The organism is Terriglobus sp. YAF25, from assembly GCF_052113305.1.
Taxonomy (GTDB): domain Bacteria; phylum Acidobacteriota; class Terriglobia; order Terriglobales; family Acidobacteriaceae; genus Terriglobus.
Window position 1 is genome coordinate 1 of sequence record NZ_JBFRCY010001004.1, and the last position, 1,679, is coordinate 1,679.

Consider the following 1,679-nt stretch of genomic DNA (forward strand, 5'->3'; position numbering starts at 1 on the left):
GTTGGCGTGTATGTAAACGAGCGTACTCTCAACTACGGAGACGATGGACGAGAAGCGATCAAGAAGCTGCTCGAACTCGGCTACGAGCGCGGCATTATTCCTCACAAAGCCAAAGTTGATTTCATCGACTAGAACGACACACTTATGGTCAACGACGATCTAAAAATCGAGATACCTACCCTCGGGCCCGCATCCTTGCCCGGCATCAAGGTCGCTATCCTTGGCGCCGGCAAGATGGGCGGCATTCTGCTGCAGGCCTTCCTGAAGAACAACCTGCTGCACCCGGAACAGATTGTTGCCACGGTGGCACACCCGGAGCGCGCGCAGGCGCTCTCCGTCCAGTTCCAGGTGGAGGTCACGACCGATAACCTGGCTGCCGCCAAAGTGGCCGACATCATCCTGGTCGGCGTAAAGCCGACTCAGGTTCCGACACTGGTCGAAGAGATCAGGCCAGTACTGACGCCGCAGAAGCTGATCGTCTCGTTTGCTGCCTCGGTTAAGACCAGCGCAATTGAAGAGGCTGCCGGAATGAATATCCCGGTGATCCGTGCAATGCCAAACACGCCCTCCATGCTGGCTGCTGGCGTGACGGCGCTTTGCCCAGGACGCTTTGTCTCCAGCGATCAACTCGTAACGGCACAGAAGATCTTCAACACGGTAGGACGTTCCGTCATTGTTGACGAAAAACACATGGACGCGGTAACGGGTCTCTCCGGCTCCGGTCCGGCGTATGTCTACATCATCGTAGAGGCGCTGGCTGAGGCCGGCGTAAACGTCGGCCTGCCCCGCGACGTGGCTACGCTGCTTGCGGCGCAGACAGTCTTTGGCGCCGCGCGTATGGTGCTGGAGACCGGATACCATCCTGCCCTGCTCAAAGACCAGGTCACAACCCCCGCAGGCTGCACCGTGGACGGCATTCTAGAACTGGAAGAGGGCGGACTCCGTGTAACCCTCATCAAGGCCGTAAAACGGGCTACAGAGCGCGCCAAGCAGCTCGCTGCCGGCTAAGGACGACTTGAAGGAAAGAAGAAGGGCAGCCCCGAGGGGCTGCCCTTCTCTTGTCGTAAACCGCAGTTACTTCTTGCGGGCCGGAGCGTGATGAACCGGAGCCTTGGCAGCCGGCTTGGCAGGGGTCTTCTTCGGAGCTTCCACCATAGCGTCCTTCATGATGATCATGACCGGAACAGCCTGCCCGGGGCTCTGAGTGTAGGAGTCATAGGTGCCGGCGAGAACTCGCGGTCGCTGAGAGCCAGCGTCGAGAGGTCCGGGGTGGAGGAGATGGTCTGGGCAACGATATCGGCGGGCGAAGGAGCCGGATCGATCTTGAAATCAGCCGGAGGATTCAGGCTGCTCTTCACAGCGGCCTGCACGGTCTCATAACCATCGGCCTTGCCGTGGTACTTGGTGTAGCAGTACTTGGCAGTAGGAGCGTACTGGCTCTTGTAAGGCTCTGGAGCGATCTCGACGAAGCGAGTGGTGTACCAGGTGCAGTTCACATAGTCAGGCGGGGTGGACTGCAGATAAGCCAGGCCGAGGAAGAAGGTGTCCTGCAGGAAGGGCCCGGGAGTAGCGGTCTGCTCGACCGGAACTGCAGCCAGCTCCTTCTTGTAGTTGTCGATGGCGGTGGCGGTGTCCTTCTTGTTGAGGGCGGCAGAAGCGATTGCGCTGTACAGGTAAGG

The 1,679-nt window shown here is 59.3% G+C and carries 1 protein-coding gene and 2 pseudogenes; 2 read left to right on the forward strand and 1 reads right to left on the reverse strand.

Annotated elements, in window-relative coordinates; all coding sequences use genetic code 11:
- Together AB4043_RS26030 and proC are read left to right on the forward strand one after the other, a co-directional pair.
- Window positions 1-132, forward strand: a pseudogene (locus AB4043_RS26030) (ABC transporter substrate-binding protein); the annotation flags it as partial.
- A 12-nt stretch (window positions 133-144) separates the two neighbouring features.
- Window positions 145-1,008: a pyrroline-5-carboxylate reductase gene (gene proC / locus AB4043_RS26035; RefSeq protein ID WP_442299790.1), complete on the forward strand. Its 864-nt coding sequence runs from the start codon at window positions 145-147 to the stop codon at window positions 1,006-1,008.
- A 164-nt stretch (window positions 1,009-1,172) separates the two neighbouring features.
- On the opposite strand, the pseudogene AB4043_RS26040 reads toward proC, so the two are convergent.
- Window positions 1,173-1,679 (reverse strand): annotated as a pseudogene (locus tag AB4043_RS26040) (hypothetical protein); the annotation flags it as partial.